Below are 25,274 nucleotides of genomic sequence, written 5' to 3' on the forward strand. Positions count from 1 at the left end.
GAGTGCCTAGCGGGACTGCCCGGCAGGTTCAAGCGGCAGATCGGGGTCGGATGTGGATCAGTCGAACTTCCGGCTTGGGGCCAGCACCATCGCCTCACCCACCAGAACCTTTTTGCCATCGACCGCGCAATGGCAATCCAGTTTCACACGGCGCTTGGCAAAATCGATGTCGGTCACCTTGACTTCGGCATAGACCATGTCGCCGGGGCGGACCGGCGCGAGGAACTTCAGCGATTGCCCCATGTAGACAGTGCCATGGCCGGGCAGTTGCTCACCAATCACGGCCGAGATCAGGCCAGCGGTCAGCATGCCGTGCGCAATGCGCCCCTCGAAGATCGTGTCGCGGGCATAGTCGTCGTCCAGATGCACCGGATTACGATCCGTCGACACCTGGGCAAACATCTCGATATCCTCGTCCGTCACCACTTTGCGCAGGTGCCGGGTCATGCCCATTTCGATGTCTTCGATACAAATCGTTCCGCGCGGAAGGTTATCCAACATGCTGCCCTCGTTCGAATCGTTTGGGCAACAAAAGATCATCTAAAGCAGCCCTGTGGCAACTTTATTACTTCGCAACTGCAGAAAATCAAGCTTTTTCTGATCAGCGCAAGCGGCCAATCGAGAAGGTTGGGCTGATATTTTCTTTTTCGTTATGCGATCTTAGGGCATCTTCATCCGGGTGGTGCGACGTTTTGGTCTCTGCCGCGGCCAATCCGCCAGTGATGAACAGCGTATCTATGCCTTCACCCATCCCGCCGGCGATATCGGTTTGAGGGCCATCGCCGATGGCCAGAATCTCGGAATCGCCGATGTCGACGCCAAGTTCGATCAGCCTGCGGCGTGCCAGATCATAGATCGGGGGATGGGGTTTTCCGAAATAAAGGCTCTCGCCCCCCATCTCGGTATAAAGCTGCGCCAATGCGCCCGCACACCATTCACGTACCTCGCCCCGGTCAACGACGATATCGGGATTGGCGCAGAGCAATTTCATGCCCTTTTGCTTGGCATAGAGGAAATCGGGCCGATTTACCGCCGGATCGGCCATCGTATCAAATGGGCCGCAGCATACGATGCCTTCGGCTTCATCCAGAGGGACCCGTTCAATATGAATAGGGTGGTCCAGAATTTTCAGCGGCTCGAAAAATCCGGCATCCCGGTCCCATTCCCCCATGAAATAGACCTTTTCCCCGACCGCGCCGCGATACATCGCCGAGCGGGCCGAGTCTCCGCTGGTCGCAATCGTGTCATAGGCGTCTCGTGGAACATTGAACTGCGACAGTTGCTCACCCACCCCTGCGCGCGGCTTGGGAGAGTTCGTGACCAACACCACAACACCACCCTTCTGCCGATAGGCCTGCAAAGCAGCCACCGCCTCGGGATAGGCGGTGATGCCATTGTGTACGCACCCCCACAGATCGACGAACAGGGCCTTGTAGCGGTCAGAGATTTCGGCAAGGGAAGAAATGATTTGGGTCATGGGCCCCTCATGTGACAGGGATGGCGAGTTACCCAAGCCTATGGCAGAGCTGGCCTTGAATGGCCAGAGGGGGCGCTGCCCCCGCCGCCCTTCGGGCGACTCCCCCGAGATATTTAGAGCCAGATGAAGTTAGGATCCCCTGCTTTATCTGGCTATAAATATCCCGGAGCGCGAGGCAGAGCCTCGCAAAGAGAAAGGCGCCCGCTTGGGGCGCCCTGAGGGTATGGATCAAACCTTGAGGTTCGGGATGATCTGCTTTTTCCGGCTCATGATGCCGGGCAGGACCACCGAGTCTCCGTCGACCGATGCGCCAAAGCTCTTTTCAGCGACGCCTTTTACCAGATCGTTGGGAACCAGCAGCGTGGCCTCTTCATTCAGGATGTCGACGACGAAGAGAAGAACCTGATCGACACCGTCTTCTCCGGCTACGTCTACCATCGAGGCTGCGAGGCTGTCCTTGCGGTCAAGAACGACACCCGGAGCAGTGGTTTCAAGCACAGAGACACGGAACTTGGTTCCGTCGACCTCGTATTCCTTGCTGTCCATGCGGATCAGTTCCGCGTCCGAGAACGACGAGACATCCGATTTCGCCGCGAACATGTCGGCGGCATAGGCCGAGACGTCCAGACCCAGATCGGCGGCCAGTTTCTCGGCCACGGCGCGGTCGTGCGGGGTGGTGGTGGGCGAGCGGAATTCGAGCGTATCCGACAGGATGCAGGTCAGCGCCGCGCCTTTGACAGCGTCGGGCATTTTGGCGGCATCGTCGCCGATCAGGTCGATCATGATGGTCGCGGTACAGGCCAGCGGGCGCACGGTGATGTCGATCGGGCCCTTGGTTTCCAGCCCGCCAACCAGCTTGTGGTGGTCGATAATGGCGCGGATGTCGGCGCCGTTGATGCTGGCGGGCAGTTCGGCCGGGTTGTTGGTGTCCACGATTACGACCGGAGCACCCTCGGCCACGTCCTCGATGATTTGCGGCTTGGGTAGGTCCCAGCGCTGCAGCATGAAGTTGGCTTCGGTGTTGGGTTCCCCCAACAGCACAGCCTCGGCCTTTTCGCCTTTGATTTCGTTCAAGTACCAGGCCCACAGGATGGGCGAGCCGGTTGAATCGGTATCGGGGGATTTGTGGCCAAAAACTTGGATTGTCATGTCAGCGTCCTGAGGAATGTGGATTTGCGCGCCTTATAGGGTGGTGTTTCCGGCTTGTCACCCGCAAGCGGGCCTGCTGCGACCCTTGGTCTGAAATATCAAAACGGCGCACGTTCCAGTGTATATCCGGCTTCCTGTAACTGGTTCAGCAAGCCGTAGTGATTGTTCAAATGACCAGCCCCGACGGCAATGACGGCCGTCTGATCTTTCAACTCCAGAATCTTCTGCATCCAGTTGGCGTTGCGCTGTACCAAAAGCTGGTCTTCGAAGCTTTCCCATTCGGCATCGAATTCTTCGCGCGACAGTCCCGAGGCTTCAAGCCCTTCGAGCTTGGCAAACTCGATGACCCATGCGTGCTGCTCTTCGAAATAAGCGTTGGCCATGGTGATCATCTGATCATCTCCGGCCTGCAGCGCACCAGCCAGCCGGGTCAGTGAGGCGACCTGTTCTTCCAGCGAGTGGCTGTCGAACATGGCAATCAGGTCCTCAATCCGCTCCAGCGAGTATTGCGGGATGCCGCGCGCCTCGGCCAGTTCTGTCAGGCGGGTGTCCATTCCGCGATCAAACTCCGGCGTGGACATCAGGCAGGGCGGAACGCCCAGCATCATGCTCAGAAACCAGGGTCGCATCTTGGCGGCCATCCAACTGGGGATACCGCGTTCGGCCAGGGTGGCAGAGAGAGCGGCCCAGTCTTCTTCGGGCATCAAATCGACTAACGTGGGGCCCGAGGTAATCAGCACCGGGCTGAAATCATTGGCCAGATCCCGCTCGAACGCGTCCATTTCGGATTTGGTGACCTCAAAATAAAACGCATCTGCGGTGCTGAGGATCGGTGTCAGCCGTTCAACAACTGGCCCCATACGAGGGTCGTTGGTGTGCAAGGTGCCGATCAGATGCAGCACCGTGCCGCCTTTGCGGGCGATCCAGTGATTGCCATTGGGAAAGGGAATGGTGCTGAGGGTCTGTTCCAGTTCGGCTTTGGTTTCCGGCGCGAGATCGCGCCTCAGATCGCGCCCTTCACAGGCCGCGTGGGCCGTGATTGGCAGCAAGAGGCTAAGGCAGAGGCTGAACAGGCGCATTGAATCTCTTTCTTAAGTCTATCAACGCAAGACTTATCCCTGTGTCCCGAGGAGACGCAATGCGCTTGTACGGTGACGGCTGGCAATCCGCGCGAAACTGCATAGCATGGCGGCATGAAGCGCGAGCAGGATCTTTACCCCCCAATCAAAGCGATGCTGGAACGGCAGGGTTATGCCGTGAAAGGAGAGGTGGGCGCTGCGGATATCGTCGCAGTGCGCGATGGTGAGGAGCCTGTGATCGTCGAACTCAAACTGCGGTTCAGCCTTGCGCTGTTCCATCAGGCGGTTGCCCGGCTGAAACTGACAGATCAGGTGTATCTGGGGGTCTGCAAGCCGACCGGGCGCAGCGCGCGTCGGGCTTTGAAGGACAATCTTGCGCTTTGTCGGCGTCTGGGGCTGGGGCTGATCACCGTGCGCGCGGATGGCACGGTTGAAATTCAATGTGACCCGGGCCCCTACGCGCCGCGCAAGAACAAGGTCAAGGTGGCACGTCTGCTGCGCGAATTCGATCGGCTGCAGGGCGATCCGAATGCGGGTGGGGCCACGCGACATGGGATCGTCACGGCCTATCGTCAGGATGCGCTTAAATGTGCCGCTCATCTGGCGGAGAACGGTGCCACAAAGGGGGCTGAGGTCGCGAAGGCAACCGGAGTGCCCTCGGCCACTCGTCTGATGCGGGAAAACCATTATGGCTGGTTTGGCAAGGTCGAGAAAGGCGTCTATTGCCTGTCCAAGGCCGGGCAAGAGGGTTTGAAACACTGGGCCTATAGCTGGGATCAGCCCGATTGAGTGTGCGAGTTAAAAAATCCATCACAGCTTGTTGACTCGGGGTTTTGAACTCCCTAGCTATGCGTCGTTATCACTCGGGTGACCCGAGTGCTAATGCCTCGTCACAGGGCGGGGGAAGGATAAACAAACTTTGAGCCCAAGGAGCTGCAAAGATGGCATTGAAACCGCTTCATGACCGTGTGCTGGTCCGTCGCGTAGAAAGCGAAGAGAAAACCGCAGGCGGCCTGATCATTCCCGACAGCGCAAAAGAAAAGCCCAGCGAAGGCGAAGTCGTCGCAACCGGCGAAGGCGCGCGCAAGGACAGCGGCGAGCTGATCGCGATGGCTGTAAAAGCTGGCGACAAGATCCTGTTCGGCAAATGGTCGGGCACCGAGGTTCAGGTCAACGGCGAAGAGCTGCTGATGATGAAAGAAAGCGACATCATGGGGATCATCGAGTAAGCGCCTGCTTTCTCTGATCTTCATTCCAATACATTTTCTCAAGGAGAAACGACATGGCTGCAAAGGACGTCAAGTTCGACACCGATGCCCGTAACCGCATGCTGGCAGGTGTGAACATCCTGGCCGATGCTGTGAAAGTGACCCTGGGCCCCAAAGGCCGCAACGTGGTTCTGGACAAATCCTTCGGCGCACCGCGCATCACCAAAGACGGTGTATCGGTTGCCAAGGAAATCGAACTGGAAGACAAGTTCGAAAACATGGGCGCGCAGATGGTGAAAGAAGTCGCCAGCCGCACCAATGACGAAGCCGGCGACGGCACCACCACCGCAACCGTTCTGGCCCAGGCCATCGTTCGCGAAGGTCTGAAGCAGGTTGCTGCTGGCCTGAACCCGATGGACCTGAAGCGCGGCATCGACCTGGCAACCGCCAAGGTTGTTGAAGGCATCAAGTCGGCTTCGCGCGAAGTCAAAGACTCGGCAGAAGTTGCTCAGGTCGGCACCATCTCGGCCAACGGCGAAGCCGAAATCGGCCAGCAGATCGCAGACGCGATGCAGAAGGTTGGCAACGAAGGCGTTATCACCGTCGAAGAAAACAAAGGTCTGGAAACCGAGACCGATGTTGTCGAAGGTATGCAGTTCGACCGTGGCTACCTGTCGCCTTACTTCGTCACCAACGCAGACAAGATGATCGCAGAACTCGACGACTGCATGATCCTTCTGCACGAAAAGAAACTGTCCTCGCTGCAGCCGATGGTTCCGCTGCTCGAGCAGGTGATCCAGTCGCAAAAGCCGCTGCTGATCATCGCGGAAGACGTTGAAGGCGAAGCGCTGGCAACTCTGGTTGTCAACAAACTGCGCGGCGGCCTGAAAATTGCTGCTGTCAAAGCACCGGGCTTCGGCGATCGCCGCAAAGCCATGCTGCAGGACATCGCGATCCTGACCGGCGGCCAGGTGATCTCGGAAGATCTGGGCATGAAGCTCGAATCCGTCACCATGGACATGCTGGGTACCGCCAAGAAGATCGAGATCACCAAAGACGAAACCACCATCGTTGACGGTGCAGGCGAGAAAGCCGAGATCGAAGCACGTGTTGCTCAGATCCGCACTCAGATCGAAGAAACCTCGTCGGACTACGACCGTGAGAAGCTGCAAGAGCGTGTTGCCAAACTGGCAGGCGGTGTTGCTGTTATCCGCGTCGGCGGCATGACCGAAGTTGAAGTGAAAGAGCGTAAGGACCGTGTGGACGATGCTCTGAATGCAACGCGCGCTGCCGTTCAGGAAGGCGTTGTTGTTGGCGGTGGTGTTGCGCTGGTTCAGGCCGGTAAAGCACTGGAAACTCTGGAAGGTGCAAACGCTGACCAGAACGCCGGTATCAACATCGTTCGCAAGGCAATCGAAGCGCCGCTGCGCCAGATCGCTGAGAACGCAGGTGTTGACGGTGCGGTTGTTGCGGGCAAAGTCCGTGAATCCGCTGACGCAGCATTCGGCTTCAACGCACAGACCGAAGAATATGGCGACATGTTCTCGTTCGGCGTCATCGACCCGGCCAAAGTTGTCCGTACGGCTCTGGAAGACGCGGCATCGGTTGCTGGTCTGCTGGTCACCACCGAAGCGATGGTTGCCGACAAGCCGCAGAAAGATGCACCCGCCGCAGGCGGCATGCCCGACATGGGCGGCATGGGCGGCATGATGTAAGCACGTCGAATTTGCTTTAGCGAATTCTGACGATCCCGACAGGCGCTTGGCCAATATAGCCAAGTTGCCGAGAGGGGCCGCACTGAAAAGAACGGGGTCGCCTTCGGGTGGCCCCGTTTTCGTTCGAATGCCCGCTGCACGGCCATGCCTCTGGCGGGAGTATTTTGGAAAAGATGAAGGGGCGGCTGATCCCAGCGGGAAAGTGAGTGTGCAAGTGGCCGGGAAATCGTTATGCCGTTGATATGCGACTGTTTCTGCTAACTGCCTTGACCATGTGTGCCTTTGCGGCGAATTCGATCCTGAACCGGCTGGCGGTCGATAGCGGTGCCGTTGATCCCGCAGGGTTCGCTGTGGTTCGGGTGTTGTCTGGTGCCGCGGTGTTGGCTGCATTGGTGTGGCTCAAAGGCGGCTCGATCCCGATCCTTAGTCGTCGGCGATTGGCTGGGGCGGGGTCGCTGTCGCTGTATATGATCGGGTTTTCTGTCGCGTATTTGACGCTTGATGCAGGGTTGGGGGCGCTGATCCTGTTCGGCGTGGTTCAGATCACCATGTTCACGATCGGAACCGTTTCCGGTGCGGCACCCACAAACCGGCAGGTTTTGGGGGCGGTCATTGCGCTGGGTGGGTTGGCCTATGTGCTTTGGCCCGCTGGTGCCGTACGGGTCGACCCTTTGGGCGCTGGCCTGATGGCCGCTGCTGGAATCGGCTGGGCGATTTATACGATCATCGGGCGATCCGAACCGGATGCTTTGTCCGGAACGGCAGCCAATTTCGTGGTGGCGCTGCCGATCACCGGGGTGTCTCTGCTTGTTTTGGGAGGTGGGTGGCACATGACGACGGTGGGCTATGGTCTTGCTGCGCTGTCCGGTGGCGTGACCTCTGGCATGGGCTACGCGCTGTGGTACCGCGTTTTACCGCAGCTGGCCCCCGCGGTGGCCGCCATCGTGCAACTGAGCGTTCCCATTATCGCCATCGCTGCAGGTGTAGCGTTGTTGGGCGAAGTGGCCAGCTTGCGCTTGGTGCTGGGTGCGGGCCTTGTTCTGGGCGGTATTGCGCTGGCCGTGGTGCGCCTGAACCGGGGCTAGGGGTTCCCTCAACCCGCGATAGCGCTTATCTGGCGGGTCATGAAGTTTCTGATTGCCCTCCTGCTATGCCTCGTACCCGCCATTGTGCAGGCCAAATGCGTTGTGCTGCTGCACGGTCTGGCGCGCACCGAGGCGTCATTCACGGTGATGGAGCAGCTGTTCAAGGCTCATGACTATACTGTGGTCAGGCCCGGGTACCCGTCGACGGACCTGCCTATTCCCGAACTTGCCAAGCAAACCCTGCCGGATGCTTTTGCGGCCTGTGGGGATGACACGGTGAACGTGGTGGCGCATTCGATGGGTGGTATCCTGTTGCGCTATTGGCTTCAGGATCACACGCCGGAAAATCTTGGCCGCGTGGTGATGCTCGGGCCGCCCAATCAGGGCAGTCAGCTGGTGGATGAGCTTGGGGCCTGGGAAGTTTTCGGGCTGTTGAATGGCCCGGCCGGGCTGGCCCTGGGAACCGGCCCTGAAGGGATTCCGCGCCGCCTGCCACCGGTGAATTTCGATCTTGGGGTAATTGCCGGTGAAAACTCGCTGAACCCGGTGTTTTCGTCCCTGATTGACGGCCGGGACGACGGCAAGGTTTCGGTCGAGACCACAAAGGTTGAGGGCATGGCCGATCATATCGTTTTGCCGGTGACCCATACTTTCATGATGAACAACCCGCAGGTCATGGCGCAGACCCTCCACTTTATCGAATTCGGACAATTCGACCCCGAGATCACGTGGCTCGACGGGGTCGAGGACATCATTGATCAGATCTGTATCGGGCAGGATTGCTTGGAACCCGACTCGGAGACCACCCGATGAATTCACTGGAACTGACGTTCACCGGGGCAGAGGTTTTGTTGCCGGGCGCAGGATTGTCACGTGCTGATCTGGCGATTGCAGATGGCGTTGTACAAGGTGGCGGGGCTGGGCGGCGGATCGACCTGTCTGGATATATTGTGTTGCCGGGTATCATCGATCTGCACGGTGACGGATTCGAACGGCATATTGCCCCGCGGCGCGGTGCGATGAAGCAGATGAACGAAGGCATCCTTGCGGCCGAGGCAGAGCTTGCAGCCAACGGGATAACAACCGCCGTGATGGCGCAGTTTTACAGCTGGGAAGGCGGGGTGCGTGGACCTGAATTTGCAGCGCAGGTCTTTGCGGCAATCGCGTCGGTGAACGGGAATGCCGTTACCGAACTGATCCCTCAGCTTCGGTTCGAAACACACATGCTGGATGATTATGAAAATCTGCCCGCTCGGATCGCGGAATGGCGCGTTCCTTACGTGGTCTTCAATGACCACCTCCCGCATGATCGGCTGGCGCAGGGGCGCACTCCGCCGCGCTTGACGGGGCAGGCGTTGAAAGCGGGGCGCAGCCCCGAGATACATCTGGAAATGCTGCAATCCATGCACAGGCGCGGGCCGGAAGTGCCTGCTGCGCTGGACAGCATATGCGCCACTCTTTCTGAACGTGGTATTCGCATGGGCAGCCATGACGATGCCACAACGCAAGACCGCCTTGGTTGGCGCGCACGCGGAGTTGGTATTGCCGAGTTCCCGGAAACGCTCGAAGCCGCCGAGACGGCTCATGCGGGCGGTGACCATATCATACTGGGGTCACCCAATGTCGTGCGCGGAGGGTCCCATAAAGGCAATGCCAGCGCGTTGGATCTGATTGCCATGGGGCTGTGCGATGCGCTGGCCTCGGATTACCACTACCCCAGCCCGCGCCGTGCCGCGCTGATGCTGGCCAATTCCGGCCTGCTGGATATTGAGAGCGCTTGGGGGCTGGTATCGTCCGGCCCGGCGCGGGTGATGGGATTAACGGATCGAGGCACGCTGGAGTCCGGAAAACGCGCCGATCTGGTCATTCTGGATGCAGAAACCCATCGCGTCGCTGCCACCATGACGAACGGGCGCGTCAGCCATATGTCCGGCGATATCGCCGTTCGCTTCATCGGCTAAGCGACCCCAGCGCAAAAATACCTCTGCCGGAGGCATCGCGCAGAATGCGCGATTACCCTCAGCGCATCACCCGGTTGAAATGACCCATCTTCCGGCCCGCCTTAACCTCGGCCTTGCCATAAAGATGCAGCGCCACATCGCGCTCACGTGCCAGATCGGGCACGCGGTCCATATCGTGTCCGATCAGGTTCTCCATCACCACGTCAGAATGGCGCTGGCCATCGCCCAGAGGCCAGCCCGCGACAGCGCGAATATGTTGCTCGAACTGATCCACGGCACAGCCGTTTTGCGTCCAGTGGCCCGAGTTATGCACCCGCGGGGCGATTTCGTTGACGATCAGACCTTGCGGCGTCACGAACAGCTCAACCCCCATTACGCCCACATAATCCAGCGCATTCAGAATATTGGCCGCCAGCAAGACTGCATCCGTCCGCTGGGCCGGAGACAGGCGCGCCGGAACCGTGGTTGTGTGCAGGATGCCGTCGCGATGGACATTCTCACCCGGATCGAAGCAGGCAACCTGACCGTCCAGACCACGCGCCGCGATGACCGAGACCTCATGACTGAAATCGACGAACCCTTCCAGTATGGACGGCGCACCGGCCATGTCGGCCAAGGCCGTCTCGGCGCCTTCGGGCGCGCGCAGCCGGGCCTGCCCCTTGCCGTCATAGCCAAAGCGACGGGTTTTCAGGATGGCGGGGGTGCCGATCTCATCAATCGCGCCGCGCAGACTGTTCAGATCGGTAATGTCGGCGAAGGGTGCAGTTTTCAACCCCAGCCCTTGCAGAAACGTCTTTTCAGTCAGCCGGTCCTGACTGACCCGCAGCGCCTCACGACCGGGGCGGATTGGGCGGTGTGCCTCCAGCAGATCCAGCGCTTCGGTCGGGATGTTTTCGAACTCATAGGTGATCACGCCCACTGAATCGGCAAAGGCCTTCAGCGCGTCTTCATCGTCATAGGCAGCGGTGGTAACGCGGTCCGCCACCTGACCGGCGGGCGGGTTGGCGCCGGGCTCGAAGATATGGGTCTTGAACCCCAGCCGCGCTGCTGCGACCGACAGCATGCGGCCCAGTTGGCCACCGCCCAAAATCCCGATCGTTGCACCGGGGGTGAGCATATCTGCCATCGTCACGTCTCCAATCGTTTGCCAATCGCGGTCAGAGCAGCGCGCAATGCATCATGCGCCCCCTCGGACTGCAAGGTGTCTGTCATCTGAAGGCTCAGCGTGCCGTCAGTCGCAAGGGCGTCACGCTCGGTCGCCAACTGGCCCGCTTGCCCTTTGTGCATGGTTGCAAGAAAGCCCGACATGAGCTGCGTGGTGTAGAATTCAGCCCCGTCCTTGTCACCGGTCTGATCGGCCAGCCAATCTGCCCCGGTTGCCAACAGGTCCAGAAGTCCCGGCACCATGGCGCAAATGGCGAAATGAGCGTTCAGCGCTGCCTCGTCAGCGACTTTCACAACGGGGTTTTCAGGCGCGAACAGATCAGCCAGTAAGCGGTCGTTGCCATAAGCTGCCAACGGGCATCCGCCAGTTTGCAGGAACCCCAGCGGGATGGTTTGCACGAAATCTGATGCAGGTGCGCAGAGCGTGGCGAGCTGAACCTCGGACACGGCTGCCATTACCGAAACGATCTGCTGATCTGCGCGAAAATTCAGCGGGGCCAGAACGTCTGCCGCAATCTGCGGACGCAGGCAGAGGAACACGATGTCGGACGCGTCAATCACCTCTTGCGGGGTGCGAACGCCGACCCCAAGCTCGGCCTTCAGGGCCGAGGAGACCTGCGCATTGCGCTCGGTGACGTGAAGCTCATGCCCTTTCGCGGCCATCAGCCGCGCGATTGGTGCCGCTATGTGACCCGTACCGATGATGCCGATGCGGCTCATCCTTCAGGCTCTTCCGGGATCGAGGCGGACAGCGCGTCGCGCCAGGCATCCAGCCGATCCGCCAGGGCCGAATCCTGTAGCGCCAGAATGCCCGCCGCCATCAGCCCCGCATTGGCCCCGCCGGCCGAACCGATGGCCATCGTCGCGACGGGAAAGCCCTTGGGCATCTGCACGATGGAATAAAGCGAATCCACACCCGAAAGGGCGCGTGTCTGCACCGGAACACCAATCACCGGCACGCGGGTTTTCGAGGCCATCATGCCGGGCAAATGCGCAGCGCCACCCGCGCCTGCGATGATCACCTGCAGACCCCGTGATACAGCAGTCTTGCCGTAGTCCCACAAGCGGTCCGGCGTACGGTGGGCCGAGACGATGCGCGCCTCATAGGCGATACCCAGTTCATCCAGAATATCGGCGGCCTCTTTCATCGTAGGCCAGTCTGACTGGCTGCCCATGATGATCCCCACTTTCACATCGCTCATCCGCTTACGCCCCTGCCTTCGGAAAGAGCGCGCACTATAGCCAAATCCGCTTATGTGGCAATGCGGTACACACGCCTCAGGCGATGATATCGGGGGTCAGGCGGTCTTCGATCAGGCGGATGATGTCTTTGAGGCGCAGTTTCTGCTTTTTCAGCCGTTTGATCGTCAACTGATCCGAGGTGCCCTTGGCCTGCAACGCCTCGATCGCCTCGTCCAGATCGCGGTGCTGGCGGCGAAAAACCTCTAACTCTACCCGCAGGACTTCATCGGTTTTCATCGAAAGATCGGTGGGCGCGTTCATGGGCGACTCAGTGTTTCAAGTGGTGCTTTTGACACAAGATAGTGTGTCAGGGTTTATCCGGCCAGACCTTGTGGACATCCCTGTATCTTCCCATATTCTATAACACGCGGTTGCCAGAACGGGGCCGCAGAATACGTCGCTTTGACAATGAAGGACGAAACTACGTGTCGAAACTTACCTTAGGCTCATACCCGCATCTTTTGGGGTTCGAGCAGTTGGAACGCCTTCTGGAACGGTCTGCAAAGGCCGGAAACGAAGGGTACCCGCCCTATAACATCGAACAGACCTCGGATTTTTCCTATCGCATCACCCTGGCCGTGGCCGGGTTCGCGGAAGAGGACCTGTCGATTACCATCGAGGATCGCCAGCTGGTGATCCGGGGCCGTCAACGCGACGACAGCGAGGGGCGCATATTCCTGCACCGCGGCATCGCGGCGCGTCAGTTCCAGCGCATGTTTGTGCTGGCCGATGGCGTCGAGGTGGGCGAGGCGATCATGGAAAACGGTCTGCTGCATGTGGACCTGACCCGTGCCGTGCCCGAAACCGTGGTGCAAACGATCAACATTAGGAAGGGGTAAGAGCAATGAATACGCCGATTGAGATCAACACCGAAGGGGATCGGATCGTTTATGTAAAAACGGTCGAAGTGGCCGACCTGCCGCGCGATCTGCGCGAACAGGCGGGCGATCTGGATCAGCTTTATGCAGTCCACGATTCCGACGGGCAGCAACTGGCGCTGGTCGCCGACCGCAAGCTGGCCTTTGTGCTGGCGCGTGAACACGACCTGTCCCCGGTGGCCGTGCACTGATACGCCACAACAATCAGCCAAAATGACGTGACATTTGCTGTCTCTGCAGTAATCGTGCCGCAGACGGCAAAGCAGGAGTGTGCATGATGGGCTGGTATGATTTTGACTGGGTGGACGCCTTCACCGACCGCGCGTTTGGTGGCAACGGATGTGCGGTCGTGCATGGCGGGGCGGAGCTGTCGGATGATGTCTGCATGGCCTATGTGCGCGAGACCTCGTTGGTGGAATGCACCTTCACTGGCCCGTCCGATGTGGCAGACGTCAAGGTGCGCTATTTCCTTGCCAGCCGCGAAATCCCCTTTGCCGGGCACCCAACCATTGCCACCGTCGCCGCGATGCGGTCGCGTGATCTGTTTCAGGGCGATGCGCTGACGCTGGAAACCGGGGCAGGGGTGGTGTCGATCAAGCTGAGCGGCGATGAGATTGAGATGACACAGGTCGCCCCGCAGTTTGGCGATTATGTTCCAATCGATCTGGTCGCCGCCGCCATAAGCCTGCCTGAAGAGGCGATCATCTCACCACCGCAATTTGTTTCAACCGGGCTGCCCTTTTGCATCACGGTCCTGCGCGACCACACGGCGTTACGTGCGGCGAAACTGGACCTGACGGTGCTGGGCAAGATTGCCGAAAAGGCCGGTTTTTCGGGCAACGACATGGCGGAACCGTTTCTTGTCACGCTTGAGGGGGCAACGGCGACGGGCGATACGTTCTCACGCTTGCTGATGGCTCCGCCCAGCCCGCCCGAGGACCCGTTCACCGGATCGGCAACGGGTGCGATGGCGGCCTATCTGTGGAAACATGGCCTGATGAGCAAAGAGACATTTATTGCCGAACAGGGTCACGACATGGGCCGCCCCGGGCAGGCACGAGTGACACGTGTGGGGCCTGCAGATGCGATGACCCGGATCAGGGTCGCCGGGCAGGGCTATGTTCTGATGCGTGGTCAGGTGGATTTGCCGGGTTAAGCTGCCGGGTCACGGCTTTGGCTTCATCCAATCCAGCTGCCTCATCGGATAATCGGCAGGGTCAATCCCATGCCTTTGGCAAAGCCGGTGCAGGTAGGAACCCGGCAGCGGCAGCCCGGCCCTTTGCATGGCCAGCCATTTTTTCTGATGGCCGTAGATGTGAACGGAATGAACGCCGTCCCGCTCGATCTCGTCCAATCGGACCCTTGGATCATGCAGCTTCCACAGCTCGTCGACCGCAAGCGGATAGAGGGCCTCGGAAGGCAGGCTGTGTTGGTCTTCGCCGGTTTTCCGGAGGAAATGGCTCAGCGCGCGGGGGCCTGAACAGCCCCATGACAGCGCCTCGATCCCCCAGCTTTCCCCGTTTTGAATGCGCGCCTGATTGATCCGATGCAGTCTTGGTCCCCGCCAGGGCTGGGTGGGGTTTGCCGAAGTGACGAAATCCAGCATCTGATGCAATGTTTGCGATTCAGGCGGCAGCCGCAGAACCCCGTTGGGGTACGAATCTTCGGTTGGTGCAAATACATAGGGGGTCTTGAAATCAAAGGGTTTGACGCAATAGGCGTCCAGATCGACCCAGATGAAGCTGGTTTTCTGCAGCATTCGCAGGCGAAATATGTCCGAGAAAACGGCGACCCTCAGCCGGGTGTTTTCCCGCAAATCGAAGGGCGGCGACCAGAGGATGTCTGAGGCGTGGCGGATATCGACCCCCTCGGGAACACCCTCCACCGGCTCGGTGGTATAGAGAACGAATGTATGCCCGTTGTCGAGAAAGGAACGGATGCACAGCACCTCAAGCCAGGACAAGTCCGATCCGTACCAGAACCCCGCAATTGTAGGCAAAGACTGCCGCATGTTCTGACCAAACCCGACTAGACCGTGACGCAATCTATAGCCGTAATCAGCGGGTTGCAGCAATGCACCTGGCTGTCGGAAATGAAAACAGCCCCCGGATATCCGAGGGCTGCCTTGTCGATTCCCAATGAATTAGTTTCCAGCGATCAGGCCCATGCTTTCGAGCTTGAGCAGCACCTGATGGGCGCAGTTGTCGACCTCGACATTCTCGGTCTCGACGCTGAGTTCGGGGTTCGCTGGCACGTCATACGGGTCTGAGATGCCGGTGAATTCCTTGATCTTGCCCTCTCGCGCCAGCTTATACAAACCTTTGCGGTCACGGCGTTCGCATTCTTCGATGGTGGTGGCCACATGGACCTCGCAGAAGGCACCGAACTGTTCGATCTCTTCGCGCACGGCTCGGCGGGTGGTGGCATAAGGTGCGATTGGCGCGCAGATGGCGATACCGCCATTCTTGGTGATCTCACTGGCCACATAGCCGATGCGGCGGATGTTCAGGTCGCGGTGTTCTTTCGAGAAACCCAGCTCTGACGACAGGTTTTTCCGCACGATGTCCCCATCCAACAGAGTCACCGGACGTCCGCCCATCTCCATCAGCTTGACCATAAGCGCGTTGGCGATGGTGGATTTGCCCGAGCCCGAAAAGCCGGTGAAGAACACGGTGAAGCCTTGCTGCGAACGCGGCGGCTTGGTCTTGCGCAGCTCGGCCACAACCTCGGGGAAGCTGAACCATTCCGGGATTTCCAGTCCTTCGGACAGACGGCGGCGCAATTCCGTACCCGAGATGTTCAGAATGGTGACTTTGTCCTTGTCCAGAATCTCGTCATTGGGTTCGTATTGCGCGCGTTCCTGCACATAGACCATGTGCTTGAAATCGACCATCTCGACGCCGATCTCGTCTTGATATTTGCGGAACAGATCCTGCGCATCGTAGGGGCCATAGAAGTCTTCACCGGCCGAGTTCTTGCCCGGGCCCGCGTGATCGCGGCCCACAATGAAATGGGTGCAGCCGTGGTTGGCGCGGATCAGCCCGTGCCAGACCGCCTCGCGCGGGCCGGCCATGCGCATAGCCAGGTTCAGCAACGACATTGAGGTGGTGGATGCGGGATATTTGTCCAGCACCGCCTCATAGCAGCGCACGCGGGTGAAGTGATCGACGTCGCCCGGCTTGGTCATGCCGACGACCGGGTGGATCAGCAGGTTGGCCTGCGCTTCTTTCGCGGCGCGGAAGGTCAGTTCCTGATGTGCGCGGTGCAGCGGGTTACGGGTCTGGAAGGCAACGATACGGCGCCAGCCCAGTTTGCGGAAATAGGCCCGCAATTCGTTCGGCGTGTCGCGGCGGCCGCGGAAATCATAGTGGATGGGTTGCTGAATTCCGACCACCGGGCCGCCCAGATAGACCTTGCCTGCCACGTTGTGCAGGTAGTTCACTGCCGGATGCGCATCGTCATCGGCGCCGAAGACCTTCTCGGCCTCGCGCGCCTTGTCCGGGGTCCAGCGGTCGGTGACGGTCATAGTGGCGAGGATGACACCCTCTTGATCGCGCAGAGCGATGTCTTGACCCAGTTCGATTGTGTCGGCGAAATCCTCGCTGACATCCAGCGTGATCGGCATCGGCCAAAGTGTGCCGTCCGCCAGACGCATGTTCTCGACGACGTTGTCGTAGTCGGCTTCGCTGAGGAAGCCCTTCAGCGGGTTGAAGCCGCCGTTCATCAGCAGCTCCAGATCGCAGATCTGACGCGGGCTCAGATCGTGGCTGGTCAGGTCGGAGGCTTCCACCTTCAGCTTCTGGGCGGACTCGTAGGAGACATACAATTCGGGGATCGGGGCCAGATTGGCTAGCATCGTCATCGAAAAACTCTTGTCGCAGTGTCGTGTGCTTCTGTTTCAGGGGTATTTGCAAGGGCATGTGCCCCGTGCCGTGGAGGAAGTCCAGAGCTTCTCATAAACAAAGGACGATATGAGTGGTTTTTGCCGCGCATGGGAATCTGTTCCGGTTTGTCAGGGTGAATGCGGCGGAATTTCCCCGCATCGCTGATCCGGGTAGTGGAATCAGGCAATCTGTTCCTGAGGCGAGAGCTGTTGCTCCAGCGCAGTTGCATGTTCAATAGGAAGGGCTGAGATCGGCGCAGAGACCCCGCGAAGCTGAAAGTCGCGCAAATCCCGAGGATCGCAGTGCAGGTCAGCGGCCAGCAGAACATCCTGAGACAACAGAAGTTCAACACCCAGAGCCTTGGTTTCGCTTTCAAGTCGGCTGGCAACGTTCACCGCGTCGCCGATGATGGTGCGGGGGGCGTTCTTGGCCGCGCCGATTTCACCCAATACCAGATCACCCAGATGCAGACCCATACCGATGCGAACGGGTTGGCTGCCTTCGGCTTGAAGCTGCTGGTTGAAACGTTCCAGCGCTCGTCCAATGTCAGCGGCGGCCTTCAGCCCGGCGCGGGCCGAGCTTGCGGCATCGGCCGTCTCGAACATCGCCAGCAAGCCATCACCCATATATTTATCGACCACACCGCCTTGCGCCGTAATCGACGGGACGATCGCGTCGAAAAACCGGTTCAGAAGGAAGACGATGTCATAAGGAAGCTGACCAGTGGTGCGCGCCGTGAATCCGCGCATATCCAGGAACAGCACAGCCAGCTGACGCTCTTGCCCCTGACTGGCATGTGCCCGGTCGCGCGCGCCGTCAGGGCGGAAGACACGGAATACCGTGAGGGGATCATTGGGGCGCATCTGACACGCTAGTCGGGTTCCTTCCGGTGCGCCAACGGCTTTCAAACTTCGCGCCTCGATTTCGGTGGGTGGGGGCAGGTTTTCGGCCCCTTGTTCAACGATCACGCGGCAGGTGGTGCAGCGGCCTTTGCCGCCGCAAAGTGCGGTATGCGGGATACCGTTGGCATGTGACATCTCAAGCAGGGTCATGCCCTTTTCCGACACCACTTCGGGCCCGTTTACATACCGAATGCGCACTGAATGCCGCCGCCGCCACAGTTTACGGCCCAGATAAGTCATGCCGGTCAGGGCAAGCGCAGTCCAGAACACGGTCAGAGTATTGCTCTGAACAGCGAACATATTCTGAAACGCCTCCGAGGACGGCCAGTTGTAATGCTCGATATATTGTTCGCGCAGGTCCGGGTCGGCGAAATCGGTCCAGATGCGGCGGCCCTCGGTCAATACGCCAGAAAGCGCAAAGGCGGGCACGAACACGGCGACGCCGATCAGATAGGGCACCAGCCTGCGCCACCAATCTGTCATGCGCAGCCACATATGCAGCCCGATGCAGCCATGCACCCAGACCAGCAACAACAGCAGGCTTTGCATCCAGATTGCGGTGCTGGGCCACATCAGAATGATGATATAGCCCATCTCATCGTTCACGCCGTAGATTTCGTGGGCATAGCGCGTATGCACGATGTGGGCGATCAGTTGCAGCGGGATCAGCAGACCAAGAACCACCTGCAACGCCATGCTAAACGGCATCCGCAACGTACGGCGCTGCGCGATCGAGGTCAGCGCAAGACCAGCGTGGACCAACAAGGATACATAGAGAAGTAAGCTGACAAGACCATGTCGCGACACGGCAATTCGGCCGTCCTGCATCCCATGCAGCAGGTTGGTGTGGAACAGGCCAAGGCCGATATTAATAAAATGGAAGAACGCAAAAACAAACAGCACCAGACCGCTCGCGATCCTGAGCCGGCTTGTCCATCCGCCGCGCCAAAGAGCACTCTTCAAAGGCTCACCCGTCTTTTGCTTTGCTCAGGCGATCCTGATACGCCACCGCCCGGCGGTCAAGGCGAGGGCGTTTGAGCGGGCGGCAGAATTCCCCGAAACGGGTCGGGGAAATCCGTGATCAAATCAGTCGTTTTCCGCCAGAAACCGCTCTGCATCCAGCGCGGCCATGCAACCCATACCGGCGCTGGTCACGGCCTGACGATAGACGTGGTCGGTCAGGTCACCGGCGGCGAATACGCCCGGAACCGAAGTCTGCGTCGTACCCGGCTTGGTGACCACATAACCACCCATGTGGGTTTCCAGCGTGTCCTTGACCAGTTCATTCGCCGGGGCGTGACCGATGGCGACGAACACGCCTTTGCACGGGATCTCGGTAATCTCGCCGGTCTTCACGTTTTTGACCCGCACGCCTTCGACACCCAACGGCGCATCGGTGCCGACAACTTCATCCAGTTCGTGGAACCAGAGCGGCACGATCTTTTCGTTCTTGAACAGCCGGTCCTGCAGAATCTTTTCGGCCCGCAACTCATCACGGCGATGGATCAAGGTGACCTTGCTGGCGAAATTGGTCAGGAACAGCGCCTCTTCGACCGCTGTGTTGCCGCCACCGATCACCACAATCTCCTGACCGCGATAAAAGAACCCGTCACAGGTCGCACAGGCCGAGACGCCAAAGCCTTTGAACTTCTCTTCCGACGGCAGGCCCAGCCATTTGGCGCGTGCGCCGGTGGCCAGAATGACCGCATCAGCGGTATAGACCGTGCCGCTGTCGCCTTTGGCGGTGAAGGGGCGCTTGCTGAGGTCAAGATCGCTGATGATATCGCCGATCACCTCGCATCCCATCGCCTTGGCATGGTCCTGCATCCGGATCATCAGATCGGGGCCCTGAACTTCGGTGTCGCCGGGCCAGTTCTCAACCTCGGTGGTGGTAGTCAGCTGTCCGCCCGGCTCGATCCCCTGCACAAGAATCGGCTCCAGCATGGCGCGGCTGGCATAAACGCCCGCAGTGTATCCTGCCGGTCCCGATCCGATGATCAGAACCTTGGTGTGTCGTGTTTCAGCCATGGTACCCCCACTCAATCTGCCTCGGCGGACATTTTGTCCGGTGCGGATCGATATAGCGACCGTGAGGCCGCGCTTAAAGCCCCTTCCTGCTGCAATTCAGAATTGCATTTCGCTGGGATAGTCATGGCTAGACCTACATGTGGAATAAAGAAAATTGCGCGGCTGTGAAATATAATTGCGCCCGCCACACCTGCTGCTATAACAACTGAAAACTTCAGGAGTATTCGATGGTCACGACTCGGCTGGATGAAATCGATCGCAAGATTCTGGCAGAACTGCAGGCCGATGGCCGAATGACCAATGTCGAGCTTGCCAAACGGGTTGGAATCTCGGCTCCGCCCTGTTTGCGCCGGGTGCGCACGCTGGAGGATTCTGGTTTTATTCGCGGCTACCACGCAGAGGTCAACGCCCGCGAACTGGGGTTCGAAGTGCAGGTCTTCGCCATGGTCGGATTGGAAAGCCAGGCCGAATCCGAACTCAGCGCCTTCGAGAACAAATGCCGCGAATGGCCGCTGGTCCGCGAATGCCACATGCTGAACGGCGAGGTGGATTTCATTCTGAAATGCGTCTCACCCGACCTGAGCAGTTTTCAGCAGTTCCTGACGGGTGAGTTGCTGACCACGCCAAACGTGGCCAGCGTCAAAACCTCGCTTGTTATCCGAGGCGCAAAAGACGAGCCAGGCGTACCATTTGACGTGCTGGAAGACCGGATGAACCGGTCGGCCTGATCCTGGCTGCGTTTGGTTCGGTGGCGCAGGGCGGCAAAAGGGCCGCCACGGCCAAGTAAAATATCCATCCTAGTAATAGCTGCATGATGCCCCCACACTTGCAGTAATCATTAACATCTTAAGCGGTAAGAGCGTCAATCTCACCATCACCGGCACGCGGCAACAGCAACGGGCCGAAATCGCTCAGCGATTCGATATGAGAGAATAGATTCAAATAGATCGAACGCAAAGAATGACTGATCATCCGCACCGCATTTACGCCCGGATGGTAGGTCTCGAATTGCAGACCATCGACGCGAATGACCGAATGGCGCGCCGTGCAGATGTGAAACAATTCCACCGGAGTCGGCGGCAGTGTTTCGATAACGCCCATTCCATCCTGGAACTCGTGCACAGGTGTCAGCATCTGTTGTCCGCTGCTCAGATGACGCAGATGGGCGGGTGTGCCAAGCAGCCGCGCCGCAGGCCCGGCGATCACGCCAGACATGGGTTTCTGCATGCCAAATGTATCGGCCATGATCCGCGTCAATGGCCGGGTGCGCCCGCGCGAGTCAGCGCGACCGGGGATCAGCGTAACCGAACCCTTCCAGAGCACAGTCTCGGGCAATCCATCCTGGTTCAGAACTTCATCCCCGGGCAGCAAATCCTCGATTGCCATCGGGCCTTGCGACGTTTCAACCAGCGAGCCGCGTGTGAACGCGCAGAACGCGTCTTCGAACATCGGCAGGGCCGGGGCAATGTGGCGCGTCTGTGAAATCTCCCCGTTTTTCAGCAAAGAGCTCACTTCATAGCGCCTTAACTGCGCCTTCGGTGTGGTCGTTGGACGCGGTGCATCGCGGAGCAGAGCAGATGTTTCAACCGCGTTTCTGGCCGCGCGGGCCAGTGAATTTGGAATAGTCATATATATTCCGTCCCCTCTAAAATACGTCCCGACGGGTAGAACCCCCGTGCAGTCCCGCAGGACGATTTTGTTCTTTGTCTTTTTTCAAATGGGCAAACGCAGGTTGGACGCCGCAAAGACACCACGCCGCGAGAGAAAATAGCAGTATTTCGGCCAACTTCATGACCCCCCAAGACAAACTCGTTAACCGCAGGCGACAATTGCCTGCTGCAGACACACTCCGAAACATGGCCGCATAATCTCTGCGACCGCGCATACCGAACCGGAGCTACATCCGATACGCGCTTAGCCCTGTGAGACCGGCAGCTGGTCTCGTGGGGTGATCTCGTGTCAGCGGCGTGCGGCCAATCGGCGCGCGACCCTGACTGAGTGACTTGAAACCCGCTTCCAGGGCATTTCAGGTTCCTGTTCCCTGACCGCCTCGAAGACGGCATTCAGAAAGCGTGATTTCGATTTCATTTTATTGCCCTGCGTCGATGGAGCACGCTGCCCCGGTTTCCGTAAGTGAACCTAATGTGACGCTGGTTTGCGGCGCTCATAAGGCTGCACCGGGATGAAATGAGGACAAAATGAAGGTTCCAAGTACCTCTTTAATTGTGTTGCCAGCCCGGGGTTGCCTGAAAAATCGGTAACCGTCTGAGCGTTGGCAAAAATTTGAGACGATTTCGACTCAGATAAACACAACAAATGTGGCAAAAGCTGGGCAATCCCGCCTTATTTCGGGCAGAGATTACAATCTGATCGCAGAAATCAGACGGCCATAATCGGCTTCGGCGGAATGGGTTGACCGTCTGTAGGAATAAAACCGATCAGGGTCGGAATAAGTGCAGTGGCGTGTCCATTCCGCGTGTCCGATTCCGGCCTCGCGCAGGCGATGCAGGCCGAAGGCAGGCAGGTCGAAATGCAGCCGGTCAGCTTGCCCATTTGCGAAGAAACGTGTGTTTTCGGGCGCATCGGCCATGAAGTTATCCAGAAACTCTGGTCCCACTTCATAAGCATATTGAGAAATCGTCGGGCCGATCACTGCGATCGTGTTTTCACGATTCGCGCCGAGGGCTTCCATTGCGTCCAAAGTGGCCTCAAGAACGCCGTCCAATGCACCGCGCCATCCGGCATGTGCCGCACCAATCACTTTTGCGTCAGGATCGGCAAACAGAACGGGTTGGCAATCTGCGGTCAGAATCGTCAGGGCCAGGCCGGGCGTTGCGGTGACCACGGCATCCGCTTTGGGCTTGTCACCCGCAAGCGGACCGTCGACCGTTATCACGATGGGCGAATGTACCTGATGCACGCCAATCATCGCATCGGGCGTCACATCCATTGCGTCTGCCACGCGTTTGCGATTCAGGGCTACCACTTCGGCCAGATCCGACGAACCGGTGCCGCAATTCAGTCCTGAAAAGATGCCTGAAGACGCCCCGCCACGGCGGCTGAAAAACCCATGCCGGATGGGGGACAGCGTCTCGGATGTCAGAATTTCCAGCGTCATGTTTCCAGTCCCGGTGGTGGCGTGGCATCGGGCGGGTAAAGGCCCATCACTTTGAACAGGTTTCCCATTTCATCGGGATGCGTCAACCGTCGATGTGCGGCAATCAACGTCTCAAGCTGAGGCCCGCTGAGCGTTGCCGCCAGGGATTGTGCCCGTGCGGTGATGCCAAGCCGTTCCAGAAACACGCCTTGTGGCGTCAAACGGGTATGCGCGCACCCGGCGGCGCGGGCGGTCAGGGCCAATGGCTCGAAATCCACATGCGCCGTCAGGTCGGCCTGACCCGGAGTTTCAAGCGGGTCGGTGGCCTTATGGTTTCGCACCGCCTGCAGCGTATCACCCAGCGAGCGCCAGTCGCCATAGTCGATGATCAGCGCCGCCCCGCCATTACGGGTGATCTGAGCGGCAATGACACTAAGAATCGGGACGGAAGCGGAGCAAAGCTCGACTAGATCCCCATCCTTTGTGTCGGTCAGGCGGTCGTTCAGCGCCGGTTGCGCCGATTGAGCGCCAAGGCCGAAAGCCAGCGCGCCATTCTCGTTGCCAACCAACCGCTCGCGCCATGCATCGCCGTCGCGCAGGAACTGGCGGATGGGCAGCGCGTCGAAGAACTCGTTCGCGACCAGAAACAGGGGCCAGTCGGGCAGATCGGCGATGCTGTCGATCCATTCGGGGGCAAAGGCCTTCAGGGTTTCGGCCTGTACCTTGCGCAGGGTAGGCGAGGCTTCGAGCAATGTGATCCGTGCCGCAGCGTGAAACCCGGGAACCTGCCGTGTGGCGCGCAGGATATCAGCCATCAGCGTCCCGCGACCGGGGCCAAGCTCGACCAGGACAAAAGGATCGGGTTGACCCTGATCCAGCCAACACTGCGCCAGCGCCAGGCCGATCAGCTCTCCGAACATCTGGCTGATTTCCGGGGCAGTGATGAAGTCGCCGCGTTCGCCAAATGGATCTCTGGTGCTGTAATACCCGTGGACCGGATGCAGCAGGCATTCGGCCATATAGTCGGCGATGGTCATCGGACCATCGGATTCGATGCGCGCCAGCAAATGGTCTGTCAGTCTCATGCCGTGCGCCGGGCGCGGAGGACAAACCACAGGCCAAGCGCGATCATCGGTAGGCACAGCAACTGCCCCATGGTCAGCCCGTATCCGCCCACATGCCATGCCAGCCCCAGCGGGTTGCCGGGTGACACGAATTGCGCGTCAGGCTGGCGAAAGAACTCAACCACGAACCGCGACGCGCCATAGCCGGCGAGAAAGAGCCCCATGATCAATCCGGGCTTCTGAAATGCGCCGCGTCGATAGGCCAACCAGATCAGTACGGCACCCAGTACCAGCCCCTCAAGCGCAGCCTCATAAAGCTGCGAGGGGTGACGGGCGCACAGCCCAACCACATCGGGACAGTCCTGCGCGGCAGCGCCCGGAAAGATCACTGCCCAAGGAACATCGCTGGGGCGGCCCCAAAGCTCGGCATTGGTGTAGTTCGCCAGTCGTCCCAGCAAAAGGCCGGGCGGCACCGTATGGGCGACCATATCTGCAAGTGACAGAATGGGAATCTGATGCCGCATGCCATAGAGATATGTGGCGATCACTACGCCCAGCAATCCGCCATGGAAGGCCATGCCGCCTTGCCAGACCATCAGAATCTCAAGCGGATGCGACAGGTAATAGGCAGGCTGGTAAAAAAGCACAAAGCCCAGCCGCCCGCCCAGTATCACACCCAGAATGATCCAGGTGACCAGATCCTCAAGCTGATCGGGTTTCATTGGTGGAGTTTGGCCGGGCCAAAGCGTGGGCCTGCGCAACGCCATTGACGCCATGCGCCACGCGATCAGAATGCCGACAATATAGGCCAGCGCATACCACCGCAGCGCGAACTCCATCCCGAACAGTGAGATCGAGAACAGTTCAGGGGACAGATCGGGGAAATTCAGAACAGCCTGCATGTGCGTCTCATTGCCCGGGGTTTGCGGGGCAAGTCAACCTTGAGCCCGCGCCATTCTTTACCCATATAGGGGGCAATCGTGTAATCGGAGAAAGCCCATGCAAACCCGCAACAAGATTTTGGACGATATGTCTCAGCTTATGACCAACGCCATGGGCGTGGCGCAAGGCGCGCGGGAAGAGGCGGAAAATGCGATGAAGTCGATGATGGATCGGTGGCTGGCCGACCGCGACTTTGTCACCCGCGAAGAATTCGACGCCGTGCGCGCCATGGCGCAAAAGGCGCGAGAGGAAAACGCTGCTTTGGAACAGCGTATCGCCGCGCTTGAGGCGAAGCTGGATAAGTAACCTTCGCAATAAAATAAAATTTTGGGTAAAGGCATACGCCGCGCAATCCTGACCTGGATTGTGCGGTGTTGTGTATTTTGCCGCTTTGCACGG

The 25,274-nt window shown here is 59.1% G+C and carries 27 protein-coding genes; 11 read left to right on the forward strand and 16 right to left on the reverse strand.

Annotated features, from left to right (window positions below; all coding sequences use genetic code 11):
* Positions 1-57 precede the first annotated feature (57 nt).
* The 4 genes from ACR3E4_RS12100 to ACR3E4_RS12115 form a co-directional block, all read right to left on the reverse strand.
* Entirely contained in the window at positions 58-501 is a 444-nt protein-coding gene (locus tag ACR3E4_RS12100; RefSeq protein ID WP_480530403.1) for a MaoC family dehydratase, read from the reverse strand.
* Between the two features lie 100 nt (positions 502-601).
* Entirely contained in the window at positions 602-1,477 is an 876-nt protein-coding gene (locus ACR3E4_RS12105) for a TIGR01459 family HAD-type hydrolase (protein WP_480530401.1), read from the reverse strand.
* A gap of 228 nt (positions 1,478-1,705) precedes the next feature.
* On the reverse strand, positions 1,706-2,626 hold the full coding sequence (locus tag ACR3E4_RS12110; protein WP_480530399.1) for a manganese-dependent inorganic pyrophosphatase: 921 nt from the start codon (positions 2,624-2,626) through the stop codon (positions 1,706-1,708).
* A 98-nt stretch (positions 2,627-2,724) separates the two neighbouring features.
* A complete protein-coding gene (locus tag ACR3E4_RS12115) occupies positions 2,725-3,705 on the reverse strand; it encodes a TraB/GumN family protein (RefSeq protein WP_480530397.1) in 981 nt (326 codons plus the stop codon).
* 114 nt (positions 3,706-3,819) lie between these two features.
* Here ACR3E4_RS12115 and ACR3E4_RS12120 point away from each other — a divergent pair, with 114 nt between their 5' ends.
* From ACR3E4_RS12120 to ACR3E4_RS12145, 6 genes are all read left to right on the forward strand, one after another.
* Entirely contained in the window at positions 3,820-4,494 is a 675-nt protein-coding gene (locus ACR3E4_RS12120; protein WP_480530395.1) for a DUF2161 domain-containing phosphodiesterase, read from the forward strand.
* A 152-nt stretch (positions 4,495-4,646) separates the two neighbouring features.
* Positions 4,647-4,934: a co-chaperone GroES gene (gene groES / locus ACR3E4_RS12125; protein WP_010441779.1), complete on the forward strand. Its 288-nt coding sequence runs from the start codon at positions 4,647-4,649 to the stop codon at positions 4,932-4,934.
* Positions 4,935-4,987: 53 nt separating this feature from the next.
* Positions 4,988-6,628, forward strand: a complete 1,641-nt coding sequence (gene groL, locus ACR3E4_RS12130; protein ID WP_480530393.1) for a chaperonin GroEL — start codon at positions 4,988-4,990, stop codon at positions 6,626-6,628.
* A gap of 242 nt (positions 6,629-6,870) precedes the next feature.
* A complete protein-coding gene (locus ACR3E4_RS12135) occupies positions 6,871-7,713 on the forward strand; it encodes a DMT family transporter (protein ID WP_480530391.1) in 843 nt (280 codons plus the stop codon).
* A gap of 39 nt (positions 7,714-7,752) precedes the next feature.
* Entirely contained in the window at positions 7,753-8,526 is a 774-nt protein-coding gene (locus tag ACR3E4_RS12140) for an alpha/beta fold hydrolase (RefSeq protein WP_480530389.1), read from the forward strand.
* Positions 8,523-9,674, forward strand: a complete 1,152-nt coding sequence (locus ACR3E4_RS12145; RefSeq protein WP_480530387.1) for an alpha-D-ribose 1-methylphosphonate 5-triphosphate diphosphatase — start codon at positions 8,523-8,525, stop codon at positions 9,672-9,674. Before ACR3E4_RS12140 ends, ACR3E4_RS12145 begins: the two co-directional genes overlap by 4 nt.
* Positions 9,675-9,732: 58 nt before the next feature.
* Here ACR3E4_RS12145 and ACR3E4_RS12150 read toward each other — a convergent pair whose 3' ends face one another.
* The 4 genes from ACR3E4_RS12150 to ACR3E4_RS12165 all read right to left on the reverse strand — a co-directional run bounded on the left by ACR3E4_RS12150 (position 9,733) and on the right by ACR3E4_RS12165 (position 12,341).
* The gene (locus ACR3E4_RS12150) at positions 9,733-10,800 is read right to left on the reverse strand and encodes a 5-(carboxyamino)imidazole ribonucleotide synthase (protein WP_480530385.1); all 1,068 of its coding nucleotides are present in this window, start codon (positions 10,798-10,800) and stop codon (positions 9,733-9,735) included.
* Between the two features lie 2 nt (positions 10,801-10,802).
* Positions 10,803-11,558: an NAD(P)-binding domain-containing protein gene (locus ACR3E4_RS12155; RefSeq protein ID WP_480530383.1), complete on the reverse strand. Its 756-nt coding sequence runs from the start codon at positions 11,556-11,558 to the stop codon at positions 10,803-10,805.
* Positions 11,555-12,040, reverse strand: a complete 486-nt coding sequence (purE, locus tag ACR3E4_RS12160; RefSeq protein ID WP_480530381.1) for a 5-(carboxyamino)imidazole ribonucleotide mutase — start codon at positions 12,038-12,040, stop codon at positions 11,555-11,557. Before purE ends, ACR3E4_RS12155 begins: the two co-directional genes overlap by 4 nt.
* Before the next feature lie 76 nt (positions 12,041-12,116).
* Positions 12,117-12,341 (reverse strand): YdcH family protein, encoded by a 225-nt coding sequence (locus ACR3E4_RS12165; protein ID WP_010441787.1) that lies wholly within the window; start codon positions 12,339-12,341, stop codon positions 12,117-12,119.
* Between the two features lie 164 nt (positions 12,342-12,505).
* On the opposite strand from ACR3E4_RS12165, the gene ACR3E4_RS12170 reads away from it, so the two are divergent.
* From ACR3E4_RS12170 to ACR3E4_RS12180, 3 genes are all read left to right on the forward strand, one after another.
* Positions 12,506-12,919, forward strand: a complete 414-nt coding sequence (locus tag ACR3E4_RS12170) for an Hsp20 family protein (RefSeq protein WP_058275530.1) — start codon at positions 12,506-12,508, stop codon at positions 12,917-12,919.
* A 5-nt stretch (positions 12,920-12,924) separates the two neighbouring features.
* The gene (locus tag ACR3E4_RS12175; protein WP_480530379.1) at positions 12,925-13,149 is read left to right on the forward strand and encodes a DUF1150 family protein; all 225 of its coding nucleotides are present in this window, start codon (positions 12,925-12,927) and stop codon (positions 13,147-13,149) included.
* Positions 13,150-13,235: 86 nt separating this feature from the next.
* Positions 13,236-14,114 (forward strand): PhzF family phenazine biosynthesis protein, encoded by an 879-nt coding sequence (locus ACR3E4_RS12180; RefSeq protein WP_480530597.1) that lies wholly within the window; start codon positions 13,236-13,238, stop codon positions 14,112-14,114.
* Positions 14,115-14,123: 9 nt separating this feature from the next.
* On the opposite strand, the gene ACR3E4_RS12185 is transcribed toward ACR3E4_RS12180, so the two are convergent.
* The 4 genes from ACR3E4_RS12185 to trxB all read right to left on the reverse strand — a co-directional run bounded on the left by ACR3E4_RS12185 (position 14,124) and on the right by trxB (position 19,772).
* Positions 14,124-14,969: a glycosyltransferase family 32 protein gene (locus tag ACR3E4_RS12185; protein WP_480530377.1), complete on the reverse strand. Its 846-nt coding sequence runs from the start codon at positions 14,967-14,969 to the stop codon at positions 14,124-14,126.
* Between the two features lie 132 nt (positions 14,970-15,101).
* Entirely contained in the window at positions 15,102-16,820 is a 1,719-nt protein-coding gene (locus ACR3E4_RS12190) for a bifunctional sulfate adenylyltransferase/adenylylsulfate kinase (protein WP_480530376.1), read from the reverse strand.
* A 201-nt stretch (positions 16,821-17,021) separates the two neighbouring features.
* Positions 17,022-18,707: an adenylate/guanylate cyclase domain-containing protein gene (locus ACR3E4_RS12195; protein ID WP_480530374.1), complete on the reverse strand. Its 1,686-nt coding sequence runs from the start codon at positions 18,705-18,707 to the stop codon at positions 17,022-17,024.
* 123 nt (positions 18,708-18,830) lie between these two features.
* Positions 18,831-19,772 carry a thioredoxin-disulfide reductase gene (gene trxB / locus ACR3E4_RS12200; RefSeq protein ID WP_480530372.1) on the reverse strand — a complete coding sequence of 314 codons (942 nt, stop codon included), beginning with the start codon at positions 19,770-19,772 and terminating at the stop codon, positions 18,831-18,833.
* Between the two features lie 227 nt (positions 19,773-19,999).
* Here trxB and ACR3E4_RS12205 point away from each other — a divergent pair, with 227 nt between their 5' ends.
* Entirely contained in the window at positions 20,000-20,500 is a 501-nt protein-coding gene (locus tag ACR3E4_RS12205) for an Lrp/AsnC family transcriptional regulator (RefSeq protein ID WP_480530369.1), read from the forward strand.
* 118 nt (positions 20,501-20,618) lie between these two features.
* Here the strand turns inward: ACR3E4_RS12205 and ACR3E4_RS12210 are convergent, their stop codons facing one another.
* From ACR3E4_RS12210 to lgt, 4 genes are all read right to left on the reverse strand, one after another.
* Positions 20,619-21,401 (reverse strand): Hint domain-containing protein, encoded by a 783-nt coding sequence (locus tag ACR3E4_RS12210; protein ID WP_480530367.1) that lies wholly within the window; start codon positions 21,399-21,401, stop codon positions 20,619-20,621.
* Positions 21,402-22,131: 730 nt separating this feature from the next.
* The gene (gene pgeF, locus ACR3E4_RS12215) at positions 22,132-22,890 is read right to left on the reverse strand and encodes a peptidoglycan editing factor PgeF (RefSeq protein WP_480530365.1); all 759 of its coding nucleotides are present in this window, start codon (positions 22,888-22,890) and stop codon (positions 22,132-22,134) included.
* Complete coding sequence (locus ACR3E4_RS12220; protein WP_480530363.1) at positions 22,887-23,954, reverse strand: class I SAM-dependent methyltransferase; 1,068 nt, start codon at positions 23,952-23,954, stop codon at positions 22,887-22,889. The genes pgeF and ACR3E4_RS12220 overlap by 4 nt, the downstream gene beginning before the upstream one ends.
* Positions 23,951-24,835 (reverse strand): prolipoprotein diacylglyceryl transferase, encoded by an 885-nt coding sequence (lgt, locus tag ACR3E4_RS12225; protein WP_480530361.1) that lies wholly within the window; start codon positions 24,833-24,835, stop codon positions 23,951-23,953. Before lgt ends, ACR3E4_RS12220 begins: the two co-directional genes overlap by 4 nt.
* A gap of 97 nt (positions 24,836-24,932) precedes the next feature.
* On the opposite strand from lgt, the gene ACR3E4_RS12230 reads away from it, so the two are divergent.
* On the forward strand, positions 24,933-25,181 hold the full coding sequence (locus tag ACR3E4_RS12230; RefSeq protein WP_010441801.1) for an accessory factor UbiK family protein: 249 nt from the start codon (positions 24,933-24,935) through the stop codon (positions 25,179-25,181).
* The last annotated feature ends 93 nt before the right edge of the window (positions 25,182-25,274 follow it).

The sequence above is a fragment of the Ruegeria sp. AP11 genome (genome assembly GCF_056535865.1).

Coding starts and splice junctions, on each gene's coding strand:
- ACR3E4_RS12100 (WP_480530403.1), bottom strand. CDS start 501: ATGTTGGATAACCTTCCGCGCGGAACGATTTGTATCGAAGACATCGAA.
- ACR3E4_RS12105 (WP_480530401.1), bottom strand. CDS start 1,477: ATGACCCAAATCATTTCTTCCCTTGCCGAAATCTCTGACCGCTACAAG.
- ACR3E4_RS12110 (WP_480530399.1), bottom strand. CDS start 2,626: ATGACAATCCAAGTTTTTGGCCACAAATCCCCCGATACCGATTCAACC.
- ACR3E4_RS12115 (WP_480530397.1), bottom strand. CDS start 3,705: ATGCGCCTGTTCAGCCTCTGCCTTAGCCTCTTGCTGCCAATCACGGCC.
- ACR3E4_RS12120 (WP_480530395.1), top strand. CDS start 3,820: ATGAAGCGCGAGCAGGATCTTTACCCCCCAATCAAAGCGATGCTGGAA.
- groES (WP_010441779.1), top strand. CDS start 4,647: ATGGCATTGAAACCGCTTCATGACCGTGTGCTGGTCCGTCGCGTAGAA.
- groL (WP_480530393.1), top strand. CDS start 4,988: ATGGCTGCAAAGGACGTCAAGTTCGACACCGATGCCCGTAACCGCATG.
- ACR3E4_RS12135 (WP_480530391.1), top strand. CDS start 6,871: ATGCGACTGTTTCTGCTAACTGCCTTGACCATGTGTGCCTTTGCGGCG.
- ACR3E4_RS12140 (WP_480530389.1), top strand. CDS start 7,753: ATGAAGTTTCTGATTGCCCTCCTGCTATGCCTCGTACCCGCCATTGTG.
- ACR3E4_RS12145 (WP_480530387.1), top strand. CDS start 8,523: ATGAATTCACTGGAACTGACGTTCACCGGGGCAGAGGTTTTGTTGCCG.
- ACR3E4_RS12150 (WP_480530385.1), bottom strand. CDS start 10,800: ATGGCAGATATGCTCACCCCCGGTGCAACGATCGGGATTTTGGGCGGT.
- ACR3E4_RS12155 (WP_480530383.1), bottom strand. CDS start 11,558: ATGAGCCGCATCGGCATCATCGGTACGGGTCACATAGCGGCACCAATC.
- purE (WP_480530381.1), bottom strand. CDS start 12,040: ATGAGCGATGTGAAAGTGGGGATCATCATGGGCAGCCAGTCAGACTGG.
- ACR3E4_RS12165 (WP_010441787.1), bottom strand. CDS start 12,341: ATGAACGCGCCCACCGATCTTTCGATGAAAACCGATGAAGTCCTGCGG.
- ACR3E4_RS12175 (WP_480530379.1), top strand. CDS start 12,925: ATGAATACGCCGATTGAGATCAACACCGAAGGGGATCGGATCGTTTAT.
- ACR3E4_RS12180 (WP_480530597.1), top strand. CDS start 13,236: ATGGGCTGGTATGATTTTGACTGGGTGGACGCCTTCACCGACCGCGCG.
- ACR3E4_RS12185 (WP_480530377.1), bottom strand. CDS start 14,969: ATGCGGCAGTCTTTGCCTACAATTGCGGGGTTCTGGTACGGATCGGAC.
- ACR3E4_RS12190 (WP_480530376.1), bottom strand. CDS start 16,820: ATGACGATGCTAGCCAATCTGGCCCCGATCCCCGAATTGTATGTCTCC.
- trxB (WP_480530372.1), bottom strand. CDS start 19,772: ATGGCTGAAACACGACACACCAAGGTTCTGATCATCGGATCGGGACCG.
- ACR3E4_RS12205 (WP_480530369.1), top strand. CDS start 20,000: ATGGTCACGACTCGGCTGGATGAAATCGATCGCAAGATTCTGGCAGAA.
- ACR3E4_RS12210 (WP_480530367.1), bottom strand. CDS start 21,401: ATGACTATTCCAAATTCACTGGCCCGCGCGGCCAGAAACGCGGTTGAA.
- pgeF (WP_480530365.1), bottom strand. CDS start 22,890: ATGACGCTGGAAATTCTGACATCCGAGACGCTGTCCCCCATCCGGCAT.
- ACR3E4_RS12220 (WP_480530363.1), bottom strand. CDS start 23,954: ATGAGACTGACAGACCATTTGCTGGCGCGCATCGAATCCGATGGTCCG.
- lgt (WP_480530361.1), bottom strand. CDS start 24,835: ATGCAGGCTGTTCTGAATTTCCCCGATCTGTCCCCTGAACTGTTCTCG.
- ACR3E4_RS12230 (WP_010441801.1), top strand. CDS start 24,933: ATGCAAACCCGCAACAAGATTTTGGACGATATGTCTCAGCTTATGACC.